The organism is Halobacteriovorax sp. ZH5_bin.2 (genome assembly GCF_043196375.1).
Lineage (GTDB): Bacteria > Bdellovibrionota > Bacteriovoracia > Bacteriovoracales > Bacteriovoracaceae > Halobacteriovorax_A.
The window spans coordinates 76,380-94,845 of sequence record NZ_JBEBMJ010000005.1 but is presented as its reverse complement, the minus strand read 5'-3'; the positions used below and the strand labels follow the sequence as shown (position 1 = coordinate 94,845).

Annotated in this window: 15 protein-coding genes; 5 read left to right on the top strand and 10 right to left on the bottom strand. The window is 36.9% G+C overall.

Going from position 1 to position 18,466, the window contains the following annotated elements; translation table 11 throughout:
- The gene (locus ABMA76_RS13095; RefSeq protein ID WP_392911749.1) at positions 1-798 is read left to right on the top strand and encodes an undecaprenyl-diphosphate phosphatase; all 798 of its coding nucleotides are present in this window, start codon (positions 1-3) and stop codon (positions 796-798) included.
- Here the strand turns inward: ABMA76_RS13095 and ABMA76_RS13090 are convergent.
- The 8 genes from ABMA76_RS13090 to ABMA76_RS13055 are packed head-to-tail and all read right to left on the bottom strand — an operon-like array spanning position 775 to position 8,920.
- A complete protein-coding gene (locus ABMA76_RS13090; RefSeq protein ID WP_392911747.1) occupies positions 775-1,752 on the bottom strand; it encodes an NAD-dependent epimerase/dehydratase family protein in 978 nt (325 codons plus the stop codon). The two genes, ABMA76_RS13095 and ABMA76_RS13090, sit on opposite strands and share 24 nt — an antisense overlap.
- A 4-nt stretch (positions 1,753-1,756) precedes the next feature.
- Complete coding sequence (locus ABMA76_RS13085) at positions 1,757-3,388, bottom strand: fatty acid CoA ligase family protein (protein ID WP_392911745.1); 1,632 nt, start codon at positions 3,386-3,388, stop codon at positions 1,757-1,759.
- On the bottom strand, positions 3,372-4,265 hold the full coding sequence (locus tag ABMA76_RS13080) for an alpha/beta fold hydrolase (RefSeq protein ID WP_392911743.1): 894 nt from the start codon (positions 4,263-4,265) through the stop codon (positions 3,372-3,374). Before ABMA76_RS13080 ends, ABMA76_RS13085 begins: the two co-directional genes overlap by 17 nt.
- On the bottom strand, positions 4,265-5,293 hold the full coding sequence (locus ABMA76_RS13075) for a 3-oxoacyl-ACP synthase III (protein ID WP_392911741.1): 1,029 nt from the start codon (positions 5,291-5,293) through the stop codon (positions 4,265-4,267). The genes ABMA76_RS13080 and ABMA76_RS13075 overlap by 1 nt, the downstream gene beginning before the upstream one ends.
- 16 nt (positions 5,294-5,309) lie before the next feature.
- Positions 5,310-6,698, bottom strand: a complete 1,389-nt coding sequence (locus ABMA76_RS13070) for a phytoene desaturase family protein (RefSeq protein WP_392911739.1) — start codon at positions 6,696-6,698, stop codon at positions 5,310-5,312.
- 45 nt (positions 6,699-6,743) lie between these two features.
- Entirely contained in the window at positions 6,744-6,989 is a 246-nt protein-coding gene (locus ABMA76_RS13065; RefSeq protein ID WP_103217109.1) for an acyl carrier protein, read from the bottom strand.
- Between the two features lie 30 nt (positions 6,990-7,019).
- Positions 7,020-8,264, bottom strand: a complete 1,245-nt coding sequence (locus ABMA76_RS13060; protein ID WP_392911737.1) for a beta-ketoacyl-[acyl-carrier-protein] synthase family protein — start codon at positions 8,262-8,264, stop codon at positions 7,020-7,022.
- Positions 8,261-8,920, bottom strand: coding sequence for a GbsR/MarR family transcriptional regulator (locus ABMA76_RS13055; protein WP_392911735.1), 660 nt, complete (start codon positions 8,918-8,920; stop codon positions 8,261-8,263). The genes ABMA76_RS13060 and ABMA76_RS13055 overlap by 4 nt, the downstream gene beginning before the upstream one ends.
- Before the next feature lie 335 nt (positions 8,921-9,255).
- On the opposite strand from ABMA76_RS13055, the gene ABMA76_RS13050 reads away from it, so the two are divergent.
- From ABMA76_RS13050 to ABMA76_RS13040, 3 genes are all read left to right on the top strand, one after another.
- Positions 9,256-10,101 carry a hypothetical protein gene (locus tag ABMA76_RS13050; protein WP_393061811.1) on the top strand — a complete coding sequence of 282 codons (846 nt, stop codon included), beginning with the start codon at positions 9,256-9,258 and terminating at the stop codon, positions 10,099-10,101.
- Between the two features lie 178 nt (positions 10,102-10,279).
- A complete protein-coding gene (locus tag ABMA76_RS13045) occupies positions 10,280-13,375 on the top strand; it encodes a hypothetical protein (protein ID WP_393061809.1) in 3,096 nt (1,031 codons plus the stop codon).
- Complete coding sequence (locus tag ABMA76_RS13040; protein WP_393061807.1) at positions 13,372-16,212, top strand: S8 family serine peptidase; 2,841 nt, start codon at positions 13,372-13,374, stop codon at positions 16,210-16,212. Before ABMA76_RS13045 ends, ABMA76_RS13040 begins: the two co-directional genes overlap by 4 nt.
- Here ABMA76_RS13040 and ABMA76_RS13035 read toward each other — a convergent pair.
- Positions 16,202-17,008 carry a TIGR02147 family protein gene (locus tag ABMA76_RS13035; RefSeq protein WP_392911727.1) on the bottom strand — a complete coding sequence of 269 codons (807 nt, stop codon included), beginning with the start codon at positions 17,006-17,008 and terminating at the stop codon, positions 16,202-16,204. The genes ABMA76_RS13040 and ABMA76_RS13035 overlap by 11 nt on opposite strands.
- Before the next feature lie 118 nt (positions 17,009-17,126).
- On the opposite strand from ABMA76_RS13035, the gene ABMA76_RS13030 reads away from it, so the two are divergent.
- On the top strand, positions 17,127-17,588 hold the full coding sequence (locus ABMA76_RS13030) for a hypothetical protein (protein ID WP_392911725.1): 462 nt from the start codon (positions 17,127-17,129) through the stop codon (positions 17,586-17,588).
- Between the two features lie 9 nt (positions 17,589-17,597).
- Here the strand turns inward: ABMA76_RS13030 and ABMA76_RS13025 are convergent, their stop codons facing one another.
- A complete protein-coding gene (locus tag ABMA76_RS13025) occupies positions 17,598-18,443 on the bottom strand; it encodes a hypothetical protein (protein ID WP_393061805.1) in 846 nt (281 codons plus the stop codon).
- Between the last annotated feature and the right edge of the window lie 23 nt (positions 18,444-18,466).

Here is an 18,466-nt window from a genome sequence, read left to right as displayed (position 1 = left end):
ATGACATTATGGATGGCAGTCGTCTATGGAATAATTCAAGGTCTAACAGAGTTTTTACCTGTTTCTAGCTCTGGGCATCTCGCACTTCTACCTTTTATCTATGATTTTAAAGATCCTGGAATTTTCTTTGATCTTGCCATGCACGTTGGTACGGCATTGGCCGTAGGGATTTATTTCTTTAATGATGTGAAAAGAATTGTGAAAAATGCTGTGCTCTTTCTTATTCCCGGTAAGAGCTGTGATAACTTCACGAAAAACTTTCTAATTGCAACATTCTTTACAGGATTCTTTGCACTGATTCTAAAATCAACTGCCGAAAACTATGGACGTAACGAAGTCTTTATTGCCTTTAACTTGGCCTTTTTTGGTATTCTCCTCTTTATCTCAGACCGAATTGGAAAAACAAATAAGAATATGGAAGGCTTTAGGGCCTCTTCTTCAATTGTGATAGGTCTCTCTCAAGTTCTTGCTATTTTTCCAGGAGTTTCGCGCTCTGGAATTACGATTACAGCTGCGAGGTTTTTAGGGCTATCAAAAGAAGACGCTTCTTCTTTCTCTTTTCTACTTTCACTACCATTAATCTTTGCTGCCTTCTTGTTAAAAACATATAACCTTATGGGGAACCCTCAGGGAGCACAATTTGATATGCTAAGTTGTGTAGTGGGCGTTATTGTTTCATTTGTTGTTGGACTTGCTACAATTCACTTCTTTATGAAGCTAATTAAGCGTATCCAATTTGGATACTTTTTAATATATCGGCTAGTTTTAAGTGCTTTAGTTTTTTATCTTCTCAATTGATTCTTCAATTGAAATTTTAGGAGAGTAGCCAAAGTCTTTTAGTGCGTTGTGGTGCTTAAAATAATGTGAGGTTCCCATTTGTAAGGCCACAAATCGTGTCATGGCAGGTTGTCCCTCATACTTGCCAATTAATTTGTAAATGAACTCACAAATTGCTCCAATATGATAAACTAGCTTTAATGAAACTTTCTTTGTTAATGGTGCAACACCCTTTGCCATTAGAATTTCATTAATAAAGTGCCATAGATTCACTGGTCGTTCTTGACCGATAAAGTAGGCCTTTCCTTGATTCTTCGCTTCTGCTATAAGTTCCTTGAGCGCCATAACGTGTGCTAATGAAGCATTTTCAACATAGTTGATGTCCACTAGATTATTGCCTTTTCCTATAATTTTTAAACGGCCACTCTTTGCTCTTTCTACCAGGGTAGGGATGATATTCTTATCCCTTTCGCCGTAAATGAGGTGTGGCCTAATTGCAGTTGTTAAAAGATTCGTCGAATTTGCTTCTAGGACAAGCCTTTCTGCAACAGATTTTGTTCTGGCATACTCATTTAAATAGACTTCTGGGTAAGCAAGGGACTCATCACCATTTTTTATCTCTTCTTTTCCAAAGACAACACTAGGTGTACTTGTATAAACGAGGTATTTGACGCCAGCTTCCTTTATTGCTTTTAGAAGGTTTCTTGTCCCGTCAATATTGATTCTCTCAAAATCCTCTTTTCTTCCCCACATTCCAACTTTGCCAGCAACATGAAAAACAGCATCAATACCTGTAAGAGCATCTTTGATATCTTGAAAATTTGTTAAGTCACCTTGATGTGTTCTTATTCCAAGCTCTTCGACTTCACTTGTGTGACGTCTTGAGAAATTGATGACCTCATGGCCCTCGCTCAAAAGATCTTTCGCAATATGATGGCCAAGAAAGCCTGTTACACCAGTGACGAGAATTTTCATGTTATTACCTAAGCTTTCCTTGTTGGGCCATTTGTGCCAGGGCCTTACGATCAATTTTAATATTATGCCTAATATCGACTGGAAATTTAGAGCAAATAAAAATCTCATCGATATCTTTAGTGTGACTGTATTTATTGGCCATAATTTTTAGCTCTTGCTTAAGCCTCGACTTATTCATAACTCTGCCTGTTGGCTCAATCGTTAGCGCTGGACGGACACGGTTATTTCTTAGGATCCAAATTAGAGCAGATTTATTAACTTGGGGGTGCTTGTTAAAAATGGCCTCTGTTGAAATAGGGTAATATGTTGTTGCATGGGCCTTAACCTGATGGTCCTTTCGACCAAAGAACCAAACTCGTCCATTGGCATCGATTTTTCCAAGATCACCCATACGATGCCAAAAAGTGTCACCATCATAAATTTTAGCTTCTCTCGTTTTATCAGGAAGCTCATGGTAGGCAGCAGTTGCAGTTTTTGAACGAACGATGATCTCACCGACCATACCAGTAGCAAGTTGCTTTGTATCTTTAATGTCTTTGATCACGCCATCGACATCCTTAATAATTCTAATCTCAACTCCTGGACAAGCTTGACCAATGCAAGTACCACCACCTTGGGCCGTTTCAAATTGAGTGTTCGTTAAGACTTCTCGTCCATTAAAACAACTAACTGGTAAACACTCTGTTGCCCCATATGGCGTATATGTATCGGCATCTTCTCTTTCGAGGCGTGCTATTAGTTTCTCATGAACTTCATTTCTAACAGGAGCGCCAAACATTACAATATGCTTTACGCTTTTAAGAGTCTGATTGGTTTTTTCTAGATAGTCTCCAACGCGTTCCCAAATAGCAGGTGAGCCAGCAATAAATGTGGCACCATTGTCATTGATATTTTTAACAAGTGCTTCTGGGTTACACTTTGCAGGTTTACTAGGATTCATATCAGGAATCACACTAGTCATCCCCATGGACATTGTAAAAAAAGAAAAGAGTGGGAAACCTGGTACATCGACATCTTCAGGTGTTAAGTTAAACAACTCTTGTAACACATCTGTTTGTCGATTAAAGATCTCATGAGTGTATTCGACACCCTTAGGTCGTCCTGTTCCTCCTGAAGTAAAGAGGATGGCCGCAAGCTCATTACCTTCTACTTTTTGTGTTTCAAAATTAAGTTGATCTCTTTCCTTTAGTGACTTGATTGTTGTTAAGTGAGGAAAGATCTTACTTTCTGTTGTGAAGAACTTCTTAATTGTTTTAAAGCTGTCCTTTTTAAACATTCTAAGAATATGAACAATATTAACAGCAATTAAGTAATCAGGCCTTGCGTCTTTAATTGCTTTGAAAAGATTTTTTAATCCCATTCCCGGATCAATTAAGATAGGAATTGCACCAATTTTAAATAGAGCAAAGGTAAGGGCCGGGAAATCAAATGACGGCCTAACAAAGAGAAGAACTTTATCTCCTTTTTGGATCCCTTCTAGATTCAAAGCAGCGCTGTAGTGTGAGCTTAGGTCATTAAACTCTTTAAAAGTAAGTTCATCATAATGATAGCCGCTACCTGTTTTCCTTGGAAACTTTATACAAACCTTATCTGGTGTTTTCTGTGCCCAGTTTTCAATCCTATGCGCGATATTCATTTAAGAAACCTTTTATTTCCTTTAGACAATTTTCTTTTTCATCTTCAATAACGTAGTGGCCAGCATCTTGATACACGATATACTTCGTTTCAGCACTTTCTGGTGGATAGAAGTCTTTCCAGCGTTTTAAAAACTTCATGTTGAAGCAAAAATCCTGTGCTCCCCAAAGAAACATCTTAGGGCATGTTACATTTTTAAGATTTTCTTCAATTTGAGACAGTCTCGCATAAGTTGGGTGACTACTTGATAAAGGAATATCTTTAACAAAGCGAGCTGTAGCAATTCGGTTAGCATAATTATTATACGGGTGAAGGTAGCCTTCCTTAATATGCTTTTCTAGTGGCCTTGTTGTTGTCATAAATGTAGCAGGCCAAGCAAAGGCATTAAAGGCCCTTACCATTGGCTCACCAATAATTGGAAGCTTGCAAAGTGCGATACGCTTTGGAATATCAAGAGATTTAAAGGCTGCAGTATTAAGAAGGATAACTCCTGTTACGCACTCTGGACGACTTGTCGCTACACCCATTCCAATAGCTCCTCCCCAGTCGTGAACAAGAAGCTTGAATTTCTTAATCTCTAATTGGTCGATAAGCATAAGGACATTGTTAATATGATTTTCTAATGTGTACTCATAGTCCTGAGGTTTGTCAGAAAGTCCACAACCGAAATGATCTGGAACGATACAGCGATAGTCTTGTTGTAATTCTTTTACAATATTACGATAGTAGAATGACCACGTTGGATTACCATGAAGCATGATAATAACTTCACCTTCTGGATTTCCTTCGTCTAAATAGTGATATTTCTTTCCGTCAATTTCAAGAAAGTTATTTCTAAAAGGGTATTCATGTTGCCATGTATTTACTGTCATATTCATTACCAAGTTACTCCTAGGACAGAGCATGAAAGCCCTGAACCTATACCCACTAGGGCGATTTTTTTACCTTTTTCAATCCCTTGAACATCACTCATTTTTGCTAATGTAATTGGAAGGGCCGCAGAGCCAGTGTTTCCGAGAGTGTCAAATGTATCAAAGGTTTCATGCCTATTAAGACCTAGTTTTCCAAGGACAACTTCTTTATGGGCCTTACCTACTTGGTGGCCAATAACAATATCGATCTCTTTAGGATCAAGTTTTGAATCATCAAAAGTTTTCTTTGCTAGGGCCTTTCCATATTTTAATAGTTCTTCAGAGTCAGTTTCCATGACAAGTGACTCTGGATTGCCGTCACCTTGGCATAGCTTATTTGCTTTTGAATCACTACGATTCGTAATTGAAGTGATTTGTGGTGCGTTTGGTGCCTCACTTTTGTGAGCAAGGCAGTATGCTACACCAGCAGAACCAATAGTGAGATTTGCAAAGAATTTCTTTACAGACTTTCTCGTAATACTTTGGTCTTCATTCAATGTCTTAATTGTGTTCTCCAGTAGAGGAGCACTATTTTCACCTGAAACAATTATGGCACGTTTGATGGCACCAGTTTCAATCATATTAGCAACAATCTCCCATGCGCTAACCATTCCAAGACATGCATTTGAAATATCAAAGAGCATACATTCACTTGGCATTTCAAGATTTGCATGAATAACTGAAGCCGTTGAAGGCTCTAGGAAGTCACGGCAAACACTTGAGCTAATCAGAAGATTTACATCTGATTTTTTAATTCCTTTTTTTGAAAGCTTGTCTAAGAGAATATTTCCAGTTTCAGTCGCAATAGAGCTTGGCCTAGTTGAGTTTGGCCAAAAACCTCGCGATTTTATTCCTGTCATAAGCTCAAGTCTTCCATGAGGGAGTTTGAGTCTAGTATATATTGGCTCAAGAAGTTCTTCTAGTTTGTCACTTGTTAGAACTTCTGGAGGTTCTATATAGGCATAGTCTTCGATAACGACATTATTATATTCCATTCGAATCTTTTCCTTTTTATTCCATTAGTCCATGTAGGTTTGCCATGGATATTCCACTTAACATAGAGCCAATAATTCCTAAGAATCCTTGGTCTGTTCCACATAAGTAAAGGCCCTCTACTGGAGTTCTTCCATCTCTTAACTTGTTTGTTGAGCCATATACACATCCACGAAGATGGCCAGTGTAGCGCTCAATTGTATGTGGCGTGAAGACATCTTTAAATTTCACATCAAGAGATGAATTTGGATAAAGTGTTTTAAGTGTTTGAAGTGATTGTTCATAGACTTCGTTCTTCATGGCCAGGTAGGCCTTGCGATCAGTGCTTACCAACTCTTTCCACTTCTCATAATTTGCCATGTAGGTAAGACGAATTACGCCTTCATCACTATCATCGCTTGCAAAATTATTTGGGAAGCAGATAACGGCACTTTTATTGTCTATAAAGTCACTTGGTCCTCGGTACTGATAATCTTCTCTTTCGTTGTAAAAAAGAATTGTATCGTTCATATCAAAGTCTTTAGGACGCTCATTAAGGCAGAGGATTGTTTCACAAAAAGTCATTGGCCCGACAGCGATTTTTTTCGATGTTTGACCTTCTGTTATGGCCATTGTTTCAGGATGTCCCATGCTTGAGATGACCTTGTCACACTCAAGAAGTTCTCCATTTTCAAGTGTAACACTTGTCACTTTGTCTGAGCTTGTATTGATTGAAGAAACGCCTGCGCGAAAGCGAAGCTCTCCACCAAGCTTTTCATATTTCTCAAGTAAGAGGTTAATGATCTTTCTAACTCCACCATCTGGTCTAGCAAAGCCTTCCAGATAGATACTCTTAAACATGATAACAAATTGAGAAAAGTCCATGTCGTCTTCCCAGGCCGATCCGTAAATTAGAAGGGGAGCGAAGATCATGGAGATAAGTTTTTCATTCTTTATATATTTTCTGGCAACATCTTTTGCCATATAAGTTTCATTATTTAAGGCGACCTCATTGAAGTCTCTAATATAGGCAACAAATTGATTAAACTCATCAATTGATGCAGGAAATTTATCAGCAATTTCTTGTGTTAAAACTGCAAAGTCATTCGTAAAAGTCAGACTTGTTTCTGGAAAAATGATCTTTGATTGTTTTTGTTCAATTAGGTCTAGCTCGGCCCACGGTATTCTTAATTGCTTAAGAAGTTTCGTTAGAGGCTTTCCGCGTTCTCCTCTTTGGGCAAAGTTTGTTAGGGCGTGAAGGCCAACGTCGAAATTCCTCTTTCCACGTCTGTAATAAGAATTAAGGCCTCCAGAAATTGAGTGCTTCTCAAGGCAGACAACTTTCTTGCCAAACATTGCAAGTCGAATACTTGCAGCAAGTCCACTCATTCCTGCGCCTATTACAATTACGTCATATTTTTGTGTCATATTATTTCTTTTGAAATAAGGCCACCTAAGTGGCCTTTATTAAACTTACTGGAATTTTGGTGTTAGGTAAGCAACACAAGAATTCATCGATGCTAGCTCAGGGTAATCTTCTTGAGGTACTTCAATTGAGTGTTGTTTCTTAAGCTCCATAACGATATCAAGAAAGTCCATTGAATCTAGGTCAAGTTGATCTCTTAGAGGAGTTGCATCATCAATAGATGTAACATCATCATCAACTGCGATGTCTGCAATAATATCAACTACGATTTGTCTTACTTGTTCTGGTGTCATTTTCTTCTCCTGTAATACTTTTAATTTTAATTAAGCCTTAGCTTCGTATTTCTTTATGATTAATGTTGAATTAATACCTAACATCCCAAATGAGTTGTTAAGGATATATTTAACGTCTTTCTTTAATGGTGCTTCAAGAACTAGCTGATCCATTGCACACTCTGGATCGATTTCATCAATTTTATGACATGGATGAACTAGCCCATCTTCAAAACTTGGAAGGTTTCCTGCAAGCTCAAGTGCTCCGGCCGCTCCCATGGCATGACCGATTAAACCTTTCGTACAATTAACAGCGACTTCTGGTGAATCTTTGAAGGCTTCTTTAATACCCGCAACTTCTTGGATATCTCCCATTTTTGTACCTGTAGCGTGTAGGTTTACAATATCGATATCGCTAATTGTAATACCTGCTTTGGCGATGGCCTTGTGGACACACTCCATTTGGCGCTCAGGGTTTGGAAGAACGAAATCTGTTGCATCACTATTTGTATGATAACCAGCGATTTCCCCGTAAATCTTTGCACCACGAGCAAGAGCGTCTTCAAGTCTTTCTAATGTATATACACATCCACCTTCTGAGATAACAATTCCATTTCTGTTATTATCTAATGGACGAGAAGCACGAGTTTGATCTTCTGGATAGTCTGCTAGTGCCCCTTGTGCTTTAAAAGAAACGTGATTTCCAAATGAGTTTGATGATTCTGAAACACCTCCAGCAAGGGCAAGGTCGACTTCACCAAGTTGAAGCATTTGAACAGCTTGAATAACTCCCATATTACCAGCGGCACATGCTGCACCAATTGTATAATGTGGTCCAGTAATTCCTAGATTTAAAGAAACTTCTCCGGCAGGTGCGTTGGCAACTGTTCTTGGGTTATGGTGGTGAGTCCATAGCTCTGGCTTCTCATCATTATTCTTATAAAATTGGAATAATTCTTCTTCTGTTTCAACTGGGCCATGTTCTGTAATTCCTAGATAAATCCCGATACGAGACTTATCCATTGTATTAATATCTAGTCCAGCATCTTCTAATGCCTCTTTTGAGCAGTAAACAGAGATTCCACCAACACGTGTTCCGCGTTTTCTCATTTTGCCTTTCTGATGCTTTCTTTCGTCAAAGTCACATTTACCAACAGGGATTTGTCCCATAAAGCGTACATCTTCATAAGTGATTCCTGACTTCTGCTCTAAAAGTGCTGAGCGGAATTCTTTTAAGCTATTTCCATTTGGTGCAGTTAGACCTACACCCGTGATTACAACACGTGATAAGTTCATTCATTGACTCCATTATTATGTTTTTCATTTTCTATTTTTGATACGATATTTAAGAAAGAGTTCTTTAACCCTGATGTAATCCCTGATTTGATTTGACTGATATCTGTAAGAGAGTTCTTTAAGACTTTCGTCACCATCGGGAATTTCTCAATGGCCATATAAGGGTTATCGAGTTCTTTGCTGATTGAGATAATAAATTCGCTAAGAGACCTGGCAAAGCGAGTTGTTGTTAGGATATTTGTTAAGCGCTTCTTTCTTTTTTCATCATGGACAAGTTTTAGAGATTCAGCGGTGATATTTTCAAACTCTTCAATTATCTCAAGTTCGCGCTTCTTTACAATATTTGAGACGATATTGATGGCATCATCATTGGCCTCATGAATTTTCATGCGTTTAATTTCTGGATGATCATGTGAGATCACCATCTTATATGTAGCTAGAGTTTTTAAAGCGCTAGAAACTGCGGGTTGAGATAGACCAAGAATTTTTTCGATTTCATCTGAAGCAAGTGGCCTTGAAGAGTAGACAAGAACGCCAAAAATGGCCCCCTCGATGCGCTTAAAACCAACTTTAGAAAAGAAGGCCTCATAATGAGGAAGATACTCAAGTAGTCTCTTTTCAACAATTTCAATGTCCATATCCATAGCTTCTTTCATCGTGAAATAACCTTTATATTTTAAAAATAAAATATAAGTAATATTGTCTAAGTGGTCAATCTTAAAAGGATCCTAAAGCATATTTAGAGAGCATCGCATTAAATGTCACAGTGCAAGGTGCATGTTGAAACCAGTTTTTCTAACAGTTTCTTAAAGCACCAGTAAAAATTCCACTTTAGGGCCAATATGGTACTAAATGTATCAAGTTTGTGAGAAAAAAGTTGGCATGAATCTTGAACTAGTTTCATTATTCTAATTTTAAAATCACGAAGATTTTATAAATGACTGGCCTTGCTGAATAGCAGAGGTTTCAATTTTTTTGAGGGAGAGTATAAATGAAAAAATTATTAGCGGTTGCAGCACTTGGTACGTTACTTGTTTCTTGCGGTGGAAGCGGAGGCTCTGGTTCATCGTCTACTTACGGAAGATACACATCTCCATACGTGACAGCACAAGGATTTGTATCGGCATTAAATAGTGTTGATCCTTACTATTATGACCTAAACACTCTTGAGAAGGATCAGTATGATTCTCTTAGAGAAGACTTCTTTGTTTACTTCGATGCTAAATATAATGAATTCGTTGCAGTTGATATTACTTACCTTAGAACTCTTGCTTATTGGGACTATTACTCAAATAATCAAGGTCTTGCTGACGAATTTCGTGATGTTCAATCAGATGATGCATGGGACTTAGGGATTATCGGTGACGGTTGGGGCGACGATTATGAAATCGTTGACTACGTTGGCTCAGATGTTTTTGGTGATCCTGTATTCCAAGGCTTTGACACTGGTTACTACTATGAGGATGAAGAAGAGACAATGGATACTGGCCTAATGGCAGCAAATGATGAAGAGCTTCAAATGTTCAACAAAGCATCTCTATATTCTCAGGCCTTCAAACTTCCTGCTGACAAGGCACTTTCACTTGTAACAATGGAAAAAGAAATTAAGAAAATGCTTGAAAATGCCAAAGATGGTGAGCTTCTTGAGCAAGATCAACAGGCGATTGCAAATAATATCAAGCACTTCACTGGTAAATCGATTGAAGAATTTATGGCAGCTAAGAACGATCTAGGTGCTCGTGAGCAAGTTATTGATGATGTCGCTGGACACCTTGGAACAACGACTCAAAATATCGAGGACGTTATTCTTCCAGAACTTCTTTCAATTGAATTATAAGCTATTGAAATTATATCCAAATACCACACATTTAAGAGGGCCTGAATGGGCCCTTTTATTTTGAACTTGTACAGCGATTAAACAGCACTTGTAGATCTTTCAAAAGATCAAACTCTAGCGCCAAATATTGTTACTTTAGAGCGTAATGAAAATTTTAAATTTAAGTATATTGATTTTAGTGATCTCGCTCTTAACGGCCAAGGCCTATGGCGCTGATGGGCTTGTCGCCATAAATGGTGAGTCTCTGCCGGCCGCTGATCTATATAGTATAGAATATGGCCCCATTGATTCAGAACAGGCCTATGAACTACAAGCAGAGGGAGTTGATCTCTCATTGCTTTCTCCAGTTCTATCGAATTTATGGAATGGGGCCAATAATTTTTCACGTTATAAAGACGATGCACTTTTACCAATCGGAGACTCAGATTCACTTAGCTTCTCTGGAGTAATTAGCTCTCCTGCTGGAGTCCTAAGATTTAACGCTCAAAATAGTGAAGGTAATTTTCAAGTACACCTTTCAAAAACACTTCATACAATTCTTCTTCGAAAGAATATGCTTAGAAGCTTAGGCTATATTATTCCGACTTCTAAATACCTTAAGAATATTAGAATCAACTTTAAAGACGAAAAACAAAAAGACTATTTTAAAGATGTAGAGCTCGTTATTAAGCTGGGAGCTTCTTACAAAAATTGGCTTGTTGAAGAGGGTAGTGATTACCTCATTTTAAAAGACATCTTTGTAAGACACCCTAAAGAAGATGACTTTTATGATGTTGCTCTAACATCAATCAATGATACTAAGGATCTTCGTACACTTAGAAGTTTAATTGTTGTTTATTCACTTCTAAATTTAGAAGAGTCGATTAATAAGTTCTCATTCAACTTTTTAAAGATTAAAAATGATCATCTACTTTTTGAATATCCAAGCTCTACGGATTTCAGTGCTACCTATGATGATGTTAAGTGGATCGCAAGATTGATTGGAAATCTTAACCGCCATGATATCACACAAATAGTTAGAGAATCTCACTATCCAAAAGTTGTTGAAAAGCTTTTAATCGAAAAGATTATCGGTCGAAGAAATAATCTAATTTCGACATTAAAAATTAATTCACCTCTTATTGAGTATAAGAAAGATATCGAAGATCCTCTTGTCGAAGATGGTTTTCTTATTCCACACAATTTTGAAGGTTATGCTGGCCAGTTCAGCTTTGGGGCAAGTAAGTCACCAATGGACGATATTCCTGCTTTCCTTTTTTCAGAGGCGCAAAGCAGTACCTTTAAATGGATAACGGGAAAAATTAGTGAAGGTTTAAGTGCTTTTGACTTATCTAAGGCCAAGGTTAAGTGGTTACAAGAAGACTTTCTGGCCAATAAGGACTTTGCTCTCGATTACTTCGCTGAGCATGGAGAGTTTCCACCTCTTCCATTTTCTTCTTGGAAGTCACCTGTTGTTAGAGGAAATATTATCTTTGGCCGTGATGTTGTCGTAGGTCAAAGCCTTGGAACAGATAATTTTGTGCAACTTGCGGACACTATCGGTTTTACAACAAATTTAGGACTTTTTATTGGGCTTGAAAGGTTTATTTCACAAACAACTGGTGGATCATTATTTCCAAATATTGGAATCAATACAAGCTATACTCATGTAAGGCCTCTGCAAGATCTTAGAGAGGCGATTAAAACTCCATATAAGAATATGTTAGTAGGTAAGACACTACGTAATATCGAAGAGAAATTAAAAGAATCAATCAATATTTCAGATCTTGATAGTGAAACAAGAAGAGACGATCTTCACTCAATCTATAATGAAATTTCTCAAAACTTTGGAATTGGAGAATCGATAATTATTTCAACATCTGTTGTTCCAGATGTAACTCTTTCGTTAAATGCACCTTTATTTGGTGTGGCCAATGGTTATGGTTCAATAAGTACTAAGTATAAAGAACTTTCAAGAATTCATATTACCCGAAAATCAAAGTATAAATTCCAAGTTTACTATGATGAGGCCAATGTAAATGAAGTTAGAGCTCGTGGAGGAATCTCATATTTGATTCCAATAATTATGAGTGAAGCAGCATCGATTAAATCGAAACTTGATTTAAAGTTCTATGAAATCAATATGGATCCAGAACAAGATGATTTAGTATTTTCACAAAATGCGGCAAAATTTCTATCAATCTTAAGAGATCGCTCTAATGAGGCCATGGGGCCGGAAGATATTCAAGTTTATAATAATTCAAAAGATAAGACTTTTAATCTAAACTTATTATTTTTCGTTTCACGTACCTTTAAATCTATCACAGAACTCTTTGTGAAAATAAAGAATCAAGTCAATATCAAATTGATCTCTTCGACTTTTGGAGAGATGGACGGAATTGCTGTCGGTAAATTTTTAAAGAATGTGGCATCTTATAATTTAAAGAAGTTTATTAACAACTTGGATTTGAGCTTTGATAAGAGCTACATTCCTATGATTGAAGAAGCAAAGCACTACTACAAAAACCCTGGGAAGGAGCTTTTTGGTGCTGCAACGACATATGAGACAAAGTTTGAATCGAAGCTAAGCGATATTAACGCAAAGGCCACTCTCGATAATATGAATGAATTGTATATGCATTATCGAAAGACTCATGAGAAGGCCATCATGAAGGAAAAGACAATTAAGAAGTATCTTAAGAAAGAGAATGAGGCCTTCAATCTCGATTTTTATACACCTTCAGATGCAAATGATGCTGGAGATATGCACTTCGTACGATTGGAAAGTAAGATTCATTTCTTTGATAAATCAGTAAAGAAGATTCTTTCAATTACTTCAAAAGAACTTGATAAAATCTCAAGTAAAATGAAGATCAGAAGATGTTTCAGACGTGGTGGCCGCGATAACGATAATACTGGACGTACGATATCAGAAAGACTTCGTTGCGGAGACCTCGATCCAATAAGAAGTAAGCTTTACTGGTGTAACAAGTATCTTAATAAGAATAAAACTGAAAAAGGCCTTAAGTGCTTGGCCCACGTAGGACATTACTTTGCAAAGTATGTTGATGCAAAGACTCTGCTAGACTTTTTTGGTGAAGATAATATTTATATTGAATCACAATTATCAGGTTACCGTGTCGGAAGTGAGTTAATGATGAAGCCAATTGTAGGTAATTCTTACGGAAAAATAAACTCGAGAAATTTTGGCGGACCAATTAATAAGCTTGTTAAAGTTCTTGGAATGATTAAGGCCGAAGTACTAGGCCTTTGGTATAGGGAGACTCTAAAATGATTTTTAATAAAGTCTCAGCTCTTTCTATTCTTATATGCTCTATTATTACTCAAAATAGCTTTGGTATCGATTTATCGCACAGGCAGTGGAATATCAAAAACACAGGTCAGTCTTATATCAGAAAGTCATCAGAGCTAGGTTTTAAAAGTATTGATGGTGTTAAGGGTGTGGATATTAATTATTTCACTAAGAATCAACTCGATCAATTTGGCACTAGCAAGGTTATTGTTGCTGTTATTGATACTGGTGTGGATGTGAATCACCCTGAAATTAAAGATAATATTTGGTACTACCCAGGTTGTATTGGTAAAACTGAAGAACAGAAAAAGGCCCTACCATGTCGTGGCTATAATGTTCTTGATGGAAATGGGAATGTTTCAGATGAGATTGGTCATGGTACATTTGTTGCAGGAATTTTGGCGGCCAAAAAAGATGGTGTTGGTATTGATGGATTACTTCCTGAAAATATCGAAATCATGCCAGTTAAGGCCATCACAAATTTTAGAGGTTTTACTCATGAAGGAAAAGTTGTTTCAAGCTACTTGGCAAAGGCCATCGCTTTTGCCGTAAATAACGGCGCCCAAGTTTTAAATCTATCTTTAGGGATCCCAAAGGTTATTGAGACACCTCAGGTTGTTAGTGCAATTGATTATGCTCTAAAGAAAAATGTTATTGTTGTTGCTTCGGCCGGTAATAATAACAAACGAAGAAATATCTTTCCTTGTAATTATAATGGTGTTGTCTGTGTTGGTGGAATTGATATTCAAGGTCAAAAAGTATCTTCATCTAATTACGGTCAAACGGTTGATATCTATGCACCAGGTGAAAAACTTGTTGGCACAATTCCTTCAAATATAGAATCAACGGTTCTACGAGTGGGCAATTATGATATTAAAACAGGAACATCTTTTTCTATTGCACATATAACTGCGCTTGCAGCTGCTGCCAAGGTTAAAGACCTCAGTCTTAATAGCTATAATTTTTTAGCAAGATTAAAGTCTTATTCAAGGACTCTTGCTGATTCAGATCTCCTTATTGCTGATTATCAAATGTTTATTGATTCATTTAGCGGTAGTTCTAATAAATCTCTAGCTCCGGTCATTTTAACAAAAGACGTGGATAGTATCACAATTGATAAATTAGGAGATGATAGCTTTGGTGCCAGTCTCGATTTTGATATCTACTCTGAATATCCAGTCGAAGATGCAAGTATTTGTCTGAGCTCTAAAGTGATTTACGGTGAAAAGAGATGCCAGCAAATATCGTTAAAAGAAGGTTTAAACCGAGTTCAAATAAATGCAAAATTATTAAGTCTTGATATTGATACATGGCAGAGGCTTAAGTTGACTCTTCTAAAAGATGAAGCTCTAATATCTGATAAGTCATTTGATGCTCAGTTCTTTGTGCCTCTACCGATTTCATTAAAAAAGCAGGTCTCAAAAATCGCTGCAGGTGCTCTTTTAAGAATTGCACCAAATATTAAAAGTTCTCAGTTACAAAAGGTTATTGAATTTGATGCTAATAAAAGTACGCAAGACTACTTTGTTTTAAATAATAGATCTTTAAAAAGTATTTTCTACTTATCTGAAGAGAGACAAAGCTTTGAACCATTTCAAATAAAATTCTCACAAGACATTAAAGTTATAAGTGTCATGAAAGTGGATATGAATATTGATGGAAAGCTTGATATTCTTGTCTACGGTACTTCTTCTAATAATCGAGAGTATATTCTTGAATCTTTTGATTCACGTGGAAGGCCTCTTTTTGGAGAGTACTCTCGATGGAGCTTGAATGCAACTCAGTTTGGCGGACTTGACTTTAATCGAGGGCGTCCATACTTCAACTTTATAAAAGCGCAAACTAGTAAAATCGGTAAAGTCTTAGTACCACTTGTGAGTAAGGTATTTGAGTTGCCACAAGTTGATAATAATACAGATCCAATCGACTTTTTAAATAATATACAAAAAAAGAGGCCTTATTATCTATTGCCATCCCTTGAAGATGATAAGGTGAAACTACAAATTAGAACGTTAGAATCATATCTATTTGATACAAAAATAAGAGAAATGCTTGATCTTCCTTTCTTTAAAAAATTACAATTTGTTTCATTTCTTGAACAAGATAAAGCGTCTCAAAATAATGGGCAAGTTAGAATTGTCTATGCTCTTGGTGAAGTAAGCTTTAATGAATATTACGAGATTATCTTTGATGATATTAATAATTTTAAAATTGTAAAAAAGGGGAGATCTCTTCAAATTCATCAGTCAAATATTTCGACAGTTCGCTCGACTGTAGATGGTGATTTTATAAATGAGTATTTGATTACACGCCAGCAAGAGCTAAATAAGCTTTCATTTAAGCTTTCTAGTGGTGGGCGAACATTAAGGTTTGAAAGCGATTGGAACGATCCTCTTGCATCAATTTTGGCCGTCTACAAGGAAGAGCAGAATTATTCTATTTATATCGAAGGACGTTATCATATTCATCTTGTGGTAACTGATGGGAAAAAAATCATCAGTACTTCTAAGACTGCTATTAATCGAGAATCGAGTTTTCCTGGTGGAAACTTCTCTCAGATTTTTCAGATGGGACAATTGAGTGCTTCTAAAGGTGCAATCTATACAGATATGCAGAGACTTTTTGGTGACAATATTCGCTTAATTACAAGTGACGAGGATAAGCTTAGCACAAAGCTTAAATATAACTATGCCATTCCTTCTCAATGTGCACTAATCGGTCACACACAGATTGAAAAGCAGATGCAAGTAAGGCTGCACTGTATGGGCCCTGGAAAATTTTCTAGCATAATGATTTCTAATACAATGATTAAGCAGTAAATGGAAAGAAGAGTGTCGATAAGGTAAAGATCTGATGCTCTTCACTGCTTCCGCTTTCACAGTCAAATTCTTCTGTGAACTCATCAATGAACTTCATTATCTTCTTTTTTGCTTCAGGAAGATCGGATCTTTTTACATTAATAAGAAAGTGCTCTAAAACCCTTTGCTCTTTTGGTAGATAGTAGCTATCGGCAGATAGATCACAAATCTCTTTATGAAGAGGTAGAAATTGTGACATATCAAGCTTGTACTGTGGAGTGTATTCTTTATTTAAATATATTTTTGAATTTTCAATATTAATGATCTTTGCACTCTTCATTTGTTTTAAAATGTGTGAGTAGTCTTCTTGTCCCTTGTAGATCATTTTCTTCGTATTTAGGTCTTTAGCGGTCTTGAAGTCGCTCCATTTTAACATCTCTCTTAATAGTGCCATCTCCCATTTGAATTCAACTTGGCGATCGGCCCTTGTCACATCTGAAGTGCGCTTTTCAACAATGGCCTTAAAGGTTTCCTCGTCACCCTTTGAGTTTTTCTTAGCATCAACTAAGGTCTGGAAAAATTCTGCTTCTTTCTTATTTAGCTCAAGGTTCTTAATTAACATGGCCGTGATCTGAGGCCCAGGATGTCTTTGTCCTTTGATAATCATAGTGAGCCCTGAGACACTTGAGATCCCAAGTTCTTTGGCCCAGCGGCCAAATGTATACTTTTTATCGACAGCTTTACGGCCTAGATAGATATCTTCTAAGTACTGACGATAATCAATATAACTAAATAGGTCTATACCCCTAATTTCCATAGTTTACATATCGACAGATAGAGAAAATTATTTAGTAAGTACCTAAATATATTACACACTTACTTGATGAAAATGCCGTGGTATAGGATAAATACCCCATCATACATGAGGGAAAGAAATGCTTAAATCAATTTTACTATCAATTATTATCTCATTTAATACTTTCGCACTAATTTCTAGTGAGAGGCCATATTCGTATAAAGAAAATCATATTGAAATTGATTTTAAGACTGGCTGGGGTGCAAAAACTGGCTGGGGAGCAGAGCAGATTGAAGAGATCGTGATGGATACCATCAAGCGAGACTACAAAAAAGTTTGTTTAGATGGGCAAAAGGCCGCTCTCTCTGTTGAGGCCGATGAGTTAAAATTTAATATTTACTCTCTTAATCAAGCTGAGCTAGAGAGTCCTAATGAGAATGTAATTTACTTATCTGTATTTGTTTCGATGAAAAGTCGCTTCATGTTTTCTGGAGTATTTGATAATTATCTCGTTAAAGTTGAATATGATGAACACTTAGATAAGATTTTTGTAAGCTACAAAAATGAGAATGGTGAGAATAACTCAATTAAATGCTTCTAGCTCAATGAGCTAGAGGCGAAAGCTTATCCCGGCGCCAATTGTCACACCACCAATTGAAGAAACTGTTTCTGTAACTAATTTATCCATTGAACTTGTGTAGAGAGTTGAAAGTCCTGCCTGGCCATAAAAGCCAATCTTTGAATATGGCGCAAATCGAATACGCCCACCAATATTATATCCATAGGCCATTCCAGTTGCCTTTTCGCCAAAGTTTTCTTGCTCAAAGTCACCTGTTAGAATTATGCCTGCAAATCCTTCTGCAACAAAGCTATTGCGATTAATAAAACGAAACTGATATTGAAGCTCCCCAAGAACACTATTGATGCTACTGTAGGTCGCCGATGCAGTTAGGTAGCCTAGTGTTATCTTAAAGCCATGACGATGTTTAGGATCTCGATACTCAATTGCTAGATTAAATCGATTAAATGCAGGAGAGGTTTTATTCGCATATTTCGCCTGAAAGTCGTCCCATTCTGTACCGGCCTCAAGTCTTGCGTAATCAAGAGAGATAAAACTATTTTCTTTTAGTCTTTGGGCGTCATCCTTGAATATTGTATTAACGTCGTGGTCTGTAACTTCAGGAACATGCTCGAGTTTTGTTCCCGAAACTGAGTAACTTATATCATTAGTCCTAACATAAGCAATCTTTCCTGAGACAACTAGTGGTACAATCGTCCCTTGTTTTAGGTCATTGTCTCCAACTTTGATTTTTCTCCCACTGCGAATGTAGCCAATTGGGGCCGAAAGATTAACGTCAGCGTAGACAATTGTTTGACGTGATTTTGTCACGGCATAACGATAGGCGAGAGTACTTAATTGAGTAAGAGAAAAAATTAACACTAAAAGTTTTTTCATATATCTATTATAATCAAAATAGA

Coding starts and splice junctions, on each gene's coding strand:
- ABMA76_RS13095 (WP_392911749.1), top strand. CDS start 1: ATGACATTATGGATGGCAGTCGTCTATGGAATAATTCAAGGTCTAACA.
- ABMA76_RS13090 (WP_392911747.1), bottom strand. CDS start 1,752: ATGAAAATTCTCGTCACTGGTGTAACAGGCTTTCTTGGCCATCATATT.
- ABMA76_RS13085 (WP_392911745.1), bottom strand. CDS start 3,388: ATGAATATCGCGCATAGGATTGAAAACTGGGCACAGAAAACACCAGAT.
- ABMA76_RS13080 (WP_392911743.1), bottom strand. CDS start 4,265: ATGAATATGACAGTAAATACATGGCAACATGAATACCCTTTTAGAAAT.
- ABMA76_RS13075 (WP_392911741.1), bottom strand. CDS start 5,293: ATGGAATATAATAATGTCGTTATCGAAGACTATGCCTATATAGAACCT.
- ABMA76_RS13070 (WP_392911739.1), bottom strand. CDS start 6,698: ATGACACAAAAATATGACGTAATTGTAATAGGCGCAGGAATGAGTGGA.
- ABMA76_RS13065 (WP_103217109.1), bottom strand. CDS start 6,989: ATGACACCAGAACAAGTAAGACAAATCGTAGTTGATATTATTGCAGAC.
- ABMA76_RS13060 (WP_392911737.1), bottom strand. CDS start 8,264: ATGAACTTATCACGTGTTGTAATCACGGGTGTAGGTCTAACTGCACCA.
- ABMA76_RS13055 (WP_392911735.1), bottom strand. CDS start 8,920: ATGAAAGAAGCTATGGATATGGACATTGAAATTGTTGAAAAGAGACTA.
- ABMA76_RS13050 (WP_393061811.1), top strand. CDS start 9,256: ATGAAAAAATTATTAGCGGTTGCAGCACTTGGTACGTTACTTGTTTCT.
- ABMA76_RS13040 (WP_393061807.1), top strand. CDS start 13,372: ATGATTTTTAATAAAGTCTCAGCTCTTTCTATTCTTATATGCTCTATT.
- ABMA76_RS13035 (WP_392911727.1), bottom strand. CDS start 17,008: ATGGAAATTAGGGGTATAGACCTATTTAGTTATATTGATTATCGTCAG.
- ABMA76_RS13030 (WP_392911725.1), top strand. CDS start 17,127: ATGCTTAAATCAATTTTACTATCAATTATTATCTCATTTAATACTTTC.
- ABMA76_RS13025 (WP_393061805.1), bottom strand. CDS start 18,443: ATGAAAAAACTTTTAGTGTTAATTTTTTCTCTTACTCAATTAAGTACT.